Source organism: Citrifermentans bremense R1 (assembly GCF_000426865.1).
In the GTDB taxonomy this organism is placed as follows: Bacteria; Desulfobacterota; Desulfuromonadia; order Geobacterales; family Geobacteraceae; genus Geomonas; species Geomonas bremensis.
The window spans coordinates 1-3,681 of record NZ_AUGE01000066.1 but is presented as its reverse complement, the minus strand read 5'-3'; the positions used below and the strand labels follow the sequence as shown (position 1 = coordinate 3,681).

Sequence of the window (3,681 nt, the reverse complement as noted above, 5' to 3'; positions counted from 1 at the left end):
GCCGAAAGCGGCAAGATTCATGGCGGTGTAGATAGCGCCGTAAAGAAGCAGCGCTGCATACCCCTCCCTAGTGCCGGTGAGAAGCGCGAGGGTGAGGTAGCCCATGTGGGCGATGGAGGAGTAGGCGAGCATCCTCTTGATGTTCTGCTGCCGGAGCGCCGCCAGGTTTCCTACCACCATGGAGAGGAGCGACAGCAGCACCAGCGGGATGCGCAGCTCCGGCATCGGGGGGGAGAGGGCGAGCAGCATGAGCAGCAGCGAAGCCGCAGCCACCTTGGAGCTGGTGGAAAGAAAGGCCGCGACCGGGGCCGGAGCTCCCTGGTAGACGTCAGGAGTCCAGAGGTGCGCGGGGACCAGCGAAAGCTTGAAGGCCATACCCATGATGACCACCCCCCAACCCGCGGCCACGATGGCGCGGTTTCCCGCGTGGGGCACGGCGCCGGTTAATTCCAGGGTGCCGCTGCCGGCGAAGATGAGCGCGAAGCCGAAAGCGGTGAAGGCGGCGGCGACCGCCCCCATGAGGAGGTATTTCAGGCCGGCCTCGCCCGATTCCGCCCGCTGCAGGTCCATGGTGACCAGGATGTAGAAGGCGAAGGAGACCGACTCGACAGCCAGGAAGAGGATGAGGAGGTTCGAGGCGCAGGGGAGCACGCACAAGGCGAACAGGGCGAAAAGGACCGTCGCCGGGTATTCCTCGCCTTTGATGGCGCGGTTTTCATTGTAGCCGTGGGAGAGGAGCAGCGTCAGGAGAGCCGCCGCGCAAAAAAGCGGGATCAGGAACTGGGCCAGCGGCGTGAAGGTAAGCCCGGCGACGGCAGGCACAGCCGAGGGCGCGGTGAAAATTGCCCAGAGGCCCGCTGCCGCCGCAGTAACCGCCGCGATAGAGCTGGTGGTCACGCTAAGGAGCAGCGGCCCGCAAAGGAGCACGACCAGCGCCCCCACCCCGGTGATGATGATCGGCATGATGGTATGTAGGTCTGGAATGATCATTTAATCTCCGACAACAGGCGAAAAAGCTCACCACAGAGGTCTCAAAGGTTCACGGAGGTCTCAGAGGATAACCCTCTCTATACCATCCTTGAGGTGCAGCTCCCCGAAATTGAGCAGAAGGCCTACATGTTTTTTGCTCAACTTCAGGTACGAAAGTAACTGTGCTTTATGCACGGGATGAAGTCTCTCCACGGCCTTTAGTTCTACGATCACCTCGTCCTCGACAAGCAGGTCGATTCTATAGCCAAGGTCGATGGTGACGCCGTCATAGAAGACCGGTAGTGAAATCTGCGATGCTGTCTTGAAGTGCCTTTTGCTCAGTTCATGTATGAGGCAGGCTTCGTAGGCGCTTTCCAGCAAGCCTGGACCAAGAGCCGTATGAACTTTAAGGGCAGAGTCCACGATGTTCCCGGTAATGAGGTTCTGATCCATGAATTCCTCCGTGTCCCCTGTGAACCACTGTGTCCTCTGTGTTCCGCCTTTACCTCGAAACCAATAAAGCGATCGGGCCCTTGAACAGTTCAAGCACGGGGCTGGGGTGGACGCCCAGGTACACGGCTACCAGCGCGAGGATGGCGAGGACGCCGGCTTCTCTCATGGTCAGATCTTTCAACTCCAGCGGCTTCCTCTCCCTGACGAACAGCACCTCCTGCACGAGCCTCACCGTATAGATCAAGGTCAGCACGATACCCAGAAAAGCCCCCAAAGCGGCTGCGGGCGCAACCTTGAAGGCCCCCACCAGCACCAGGAATTCACCGACGAAGTTGTTCAACCCCGGCAACCCGGCGGAGGCCATGCAGAAGAAGAGGAAAAAGAACGAGAGCGCGGGGACCTTCTCCCATATGCCGCCGTAGGCGGCGAGATCTTTGCTCCCTGCACGCTCGTCCAGCATGCCCACCACCACGAAAAGGGCCCCGGTGGTGACGGCATGGTTCACCATCTGCAAAAGCGCTCCGGAAAGGGCTAGCGGGCTCCAGGCGGCTATCCCCAAGGCGATGAAACCCATGTGGCTGAGGCTTGAGTACGCCACCAGCCGCTTCATGTCCTTTTGCGCGAAAGCGATCCAGGCGCCGTAGCTGATCACGAAGACGGCAGCCAGGTAGAGAACGGGGGTGAAGGCGCGGGCCGCGTCGGGAAAAAGCGGATAGGCGAACCGGATCAGGCCGTAGGCGCCGGTCTTGGAAAGGAGGCTGGCGAGGATCAGTGTCCCGGCGATGGGGGCGTCGGCGTAGGCGTCGGGCTGCCAGCTGTGCAGCGGGAAAAGCGGGATCTTCACCGCGAAGGCGACCAGGAACCCGGCAAAAAGCCAGAGGGCGAGGCCATAGGGGATGCTGGTCTGCACCAAAGCGGGGAGGGCGAAGGTGTAGCTCCCTGTCTGCGCGCCGTGCATCAGGTAGAGCGTGATGATGGAGACCAGCATGAGCAGAGAGCCGATGAAGGTATAGAGAAAGAACTTGATGGCGGAATATACGGGTCGCCCATCACCCCAGACGCCGGAGAGGAACACGATGGGGATCAGCATCGCCTCGAAGAAAAGGTAGAAAAGAAACAGGTCGAGGCTGAGGAATACGCCCTGGATGCTGCACTGCAGGGCGAGCAGCAGCGCATAGTAAAGAGGCGCCCGCTCCTTGATCTGTCTCCATGAGATGAGGACGGCGACGGCGGTAATGAACGAGGTCAGGAGCACCATGACCTGGCTGATGCCATCCATGCCGAGGGTGTAACGGATGCCGAAGCGGTCGATCCAGGGTAGGTCCTCGAACAGGAAGAAGCCGCCGGGCGCGCCAGGGAAGGTACCGTACAGCGAGGAGCCGAAAAGCGGAACAGCAGCGAGGGCCAGTTCGATCAAGCTGACTACCAGGGCGAAGCCCCGCCCTAGCGCCTGCGAGGGGCGCAACGCCACCAGAAGCAGCGAGGCAGCAAGCGGCAGAAAGATCAGCACGGAAAGTATCGGGAAATCAGGTGTCATCGCAGGTGTCCCGTGTTAGATGAAAATCCAGGCGAGGTAGCCGATCATGAAAGCAACCCCGGCGGCGAAACTAAGCAGATAAATCGAGACGCGGCCGGTGCTCCAGCGCCCGAGCCAGGTGCCGGTCCAGCCAACCCCACCGGCCAGCCGGTCCAGCGAGTCGTCTATCATCCCTTCGTCTATTTTTTGCCAGAGCACCCTGGCTGCCGCTTGGTAAGGGCGGACAAGGAGCATGTCGTACAAGGCGTCGAAGTACCATCCCTTTAAAAGGAACGCGAAGAGCGGGGACTCGTCCCCTGCCTCCTCGATCCGTTGCTCCCGTCCCCGACCATACCTGACGTGCGCGGCCACAAGCCCCGCAAGGGCCAGCGCCCCTGCTATCGCCTGCAGCGCCATTTCCTCTTTGCCCGGACCCTCGACCATTTTCCCTCCCGGAACCCCGGCGAAAAGGCGGCCCAGGAACCCTTCGCTCAAGTAGGCGGGAAGGTCGAGTAGGCCGCCGAATAGGGCCAAGAGCGCCAGCGGGATCAAGACTGCCTGCATGGTCTTCAGCCCGCCTGTCTCATGAGCGGTATGGGAGGAGCCGCCGAAGACGAGGTAGACCATGCGGAAGGTGTAGTAGGCGGTGATGAGCGCGGTGACCAGCGCAAGCAGGTACAGGGACTGGTATAGAATCCCTCCCTTGTGCCAGACGGCCAGGAGGATGCTGTCCTTGCTGAAGA

General features: G+C 61.0%; 3 protein-coding genes and 1 pseudogene. All 4 read right to left on the bottom strand.

Annotation, left to right across the window (positions count from 1 at the left end; all coding sequences use genetic code 11):
* Positions 1 to 990: NADH-quinone oxidoreductase subunit N (locus K419_RS0118695; protein ID WP_035497569.1), on the bottom strand; the 990-nt coding region annotated here is incomplete at its 3' end.
* A 60-nt stretch (positions 991 to 1,050) separates the two neighbouring features.
* The gene (locus K419_RS0118690; protein ID WP_026842877.1) at positions 1,051 to 1,422 is read right to left on the bottom strand and encodes a GxxExxY protein; all 372 of its coding nucleotides are present in this window, start codon (positions 1,420 to 1,422) and stop codon (positions 1,051 to 1,053) included.
* Positions 1,423 to 1,471: 49 nt separating this feature from the next.
* Complete coding sequence (locus K419_RS0118685; RefSeq protein WP_026842876.1) at positions 1,472 to 2,959, bottom strand: complex I subunit 4 family protein; 1,488 nt, start codon at positions 2,957 to 2,959, stop codon at positions 1,472 to 1,474.
* Positions 2,960 to 2,974: 15 nt separating this feature from the next.
* Positions 2,975 to 3,681, bottom strand: a pseudogene (locus tag K419_RS0118680) (NADH-quinone oxidoreductase subunit L); the annotation flags it as partial.

What these genes read in the sequence shown, in the direction of transcription:
- K419_RS0118685 (WP_026842876.1), bottom strand. Translation starts at nt 2,959, where the DNA reads ATGACACCTGATTTCCCGATACTTTCCGTGCTGATCTTTCTGCCGCTT.
- K419_RS0118690 (WP_026842877.1), bottom strand. Translation starts at nt 1,422, where the DNA reads ATGGATCAGAACCTCATTACCGGGAACATCGTGGACTCTGCCCTTAAA.